Origin of the sequence: Mesorhizobium sp. M2A.F.Ca.ET.067.02.1.1, assembly GCF_004023285.1 — a bacterium.
Taxonomy (GTDB): Bacteria; Pseudomonadota; Alphaproteobacteria; order Rhizobiales; family Rhizobiaceae; genus Mesorhizobium.
On the sequence record NZ_RZSB01000826.1, the window covers coordinates 1 to 2,486 of the forward strand.

Here is a 2,486-nt window from a genome sequence, read left to right on the forward strand (position 1 = left end):
ATCTTGGAGACTCCGTCGACACCGAGCAGGACCTTGGCGACGTCATTGTCGATGTACCAGCTCAGCGCGTCGGGCGACATGGTCGGCGCCTCGACGACGAAGGTCAGCACCGAATTGCCCGTGGCGTTGACCTTCGCCACGACCGGCGTCTGGGCCGCGGCCGGCAGGCTGGATTGCACGCCGGAGACGGCGTTGCGGACATCGTTGGTGGCGGTCTCGGGATCGGTGCCGAGGGTGAATTCGATGGTGGTGACGGACGAGCCCTCGCTGATCGAGGTCGAGACGTCGTCGACGCCTTCGAGGGTCGCGACCGTGTTCTCGATAACGCGCGCGACCTGGACTTCCATTTCGCTCGGAGCCGCGCCCGGCTGCGCCACCGTGACGGTGACGGTCGGCAGGTCGATGTCGGGCATATTGTTGGTGCGCAGCTGCATGAAGCCGTAGACGCCGGCAATGCCGAGCGACAGGAACAGCACGATGGTCGGAACCGGATTGCGGATCGACCACGAGGAGATGGCGTTCATTGTGCGGGCTCCGCCGTGCTTGCGGCGTCGGCAGCCTTCGTCTCGTCGGCGGAGACGCGCACGAGGTTGCCGTCGTTCAGGAAGCCGGCGCCGGCGACGACGACGCGGTCGCTTTCCGACAAGCCGCTTTCGATGGCTACCCGGCCGTTCTGGCGCGTGCCGGTTGCAACGGGATGCGCGCCGACCTTGCCTTGATCGTCGACGACGAACACAGCCGGTTTGCCGTCATGCCAGACCAAAGCCGTTTCGGCGATGGTCAGTTGCCGGGACGACGCCGTCTCGATCGTGACGCGGGCGAACATGCCGGGCTTGAGGCCCGAGCCTTCGCCGACGGTGACATAGACGGTGGCAAGGCGCGTGGTCGAATTGACGGTTTCGGCAATCGAGGAAATGTTGCCGGAAAAGGCGCGGCCGGATGCGTCGACGATGTTCGCCGGCTGACCGGCCGAGATTGCCGCCAGGTCCTTTTCAGGGACAAGCACACCGACCTCCAGCCTGCCGTCACGGACGATCTTCATCAGCTCGGTGCCGGCCTGGACGATGGAGCCTGCCACGGCCGGCTTGCTGGAGACGATGCCGTCGAACGGGGCGCGGATGGTCGTCCTGTCGAGCTGGGCCTGCAGCCGCTGGGCGGCGGCCTCTGCCTGGTCGACACTGGCCTTGCCGGTCTTGACGGCGGTCGCCTTGTCCTCGGCGGTTTCAGCGCTGACGGCGTTGCTGGCGAGCAGCCTGTCGGCGCGCGCGGCGGCCGACAACGCAGAGTCGAGCGTCGCCTGCGCCTGAGCGATGGCTGCCTTCTGCTCGGCGAGCTGGGCCTTGAGGAGCGAGTCATCCAACCTTGCGACGACATCGCCGGCCTTCACATGATCGCCCTCGGCCACCAGGACTTCGGTCAGGCGCAGGCCGCTCTCTTCGGCGCCGATCGTCGCTTCCTGCCATGCAGCCACCGTGCCGGTCGCGCTGACCGACGATGTCACCGTCTGGGCGACCACCTTCTCCACCGAAACGGTGAGCGTCGCTGCCGGCGCAGGCGTCTGCGTCGCCGGCTCGGGCGTGGCGCGGCCATAAGCCTTGAGCGCTGCGACGGCGGCCAGCGCGACCAGCAATGCCAGGAGAAGAAGATGTCTTTTACGCAATTTTGCGGTCATCGTTTTTGACATTGGACGAGGCGATCGGAAGCGACAGCCGATAGCCTGCGAAGTTCAACCGGATCGCATGCTCGACCGACGTGGGCGCCGCGGCTGGCTGCGAAGCCTGCCGGCCGACCCGCAGGCCCGGGGCAACAGACACGATCAGGCGCAGCATCATCAGCGCTTCCCACATGGTGCTCTCCTCGCCTCGCGCATCCAGCGGCGGTGCGGGGCATCTCAAGTTGCAAGAAGAGAACCGGCCGGCCCTTGAACGGGTGGGTCAGAGGGCCGGCCGGCGCAACCGGTCAGAGTTGCTCGCCACTCCGGGGTAGGGGTGGAGGGAGCTGTCCGTGATCAGGCAGACCTCCGGGGCCGGCTGCATCCGGCGGATTGCCCCATGGAACGGGGGGTGGCCATGCGGCCGGTCCGCCGAAGCGAGGATTTCGAGCTGTTCGGGCGTCAGCTTGGCCCGCAGCACAGTGATGGCGTCCTTGAGCTTGGCAGCGGATGCGGCGCGCTTGGTCACCTTGTCGGCCAGATTCTCCTGGGAGGCGAAGGGATCGCGCTTTGCCTGATCCGGCTTGCCACCGGCGGCCTCGTCCGGCCCGCGGCCGGGCGGGGCGAAATCGGGCCGCGGCGGTGGCGCCAGCACCGCCTGCAGCGCGGTGGTATAGTCGCGCCATGCATCGAGCTGCTCGGAGCGGATGCCGATCCGCGTCTCGAGCGCTGCGAGCCGGGCGGCGAGAAATTCGGGAGGCGGACCCATGCGACGCGGGCCGAAGTCTTCCGGGCCTTGACGCATCGCCCAGCGCTGACCGGGCCACGGCTTCAT

3 protein-coding genes and 1 pseudogene are annotated in these 2,486 nt (G+C 67.6%); all 4 read right to left on the minus strand.

The annotated features are described in order from the left end of the window. Positions 1-524, minus strand: a 524-nt coding sequence (locus tag EOA28_RS32350; protein ID WP_148670996.1) for an efflux RND transporter permease subunit, incomplete at its 3' end; no start/stop codon positions are given. Beyond that, positions 521-1,660, minus strand: a complete 1,140-nt coding sequence (locus EOA28_RS32355) for an efflux RND transporter periplasmic adaptor subunit (protein ID WP_189342316.1) — start codon at positions 1,658-1,660, stop codon at positions 521-523. The genes EOA28_RS32355 and EOA28_RS32350, both read right to left, overlap by 4 nt. Beyond that, positions 1,653-1,847, minus strand: a complete 195-nt coding sequence (locus EOA28_RS32360) for a hypothetical protein (protein ID WP_128315687.1) — start codon at positions 1,845-1,847, stop codon at positions 1,653-1,655. Before EOA28_RS32360 ends, EOA28_RS32355 begins: the two co-directional genes overlap by 8 nt. A gap of 87 nt (positions 1,848-1,934) precedes the next feature. Continuing rightward, a pseudogene (locus EOA28_RS32365) lies at positions 1,935-2,486 on the minus strand (hypothetical protein); the annotation flags it as partial.

Coding starts and splice junctions, on each gene's coding strand:
- EOA28_RS32360 (WP_128315687.1), bottom strand. CDS start 1,847: ATGTGGGAAGCGCTGATGATGCTGCGCCTGATCGTGTCTGTTGCCCCG.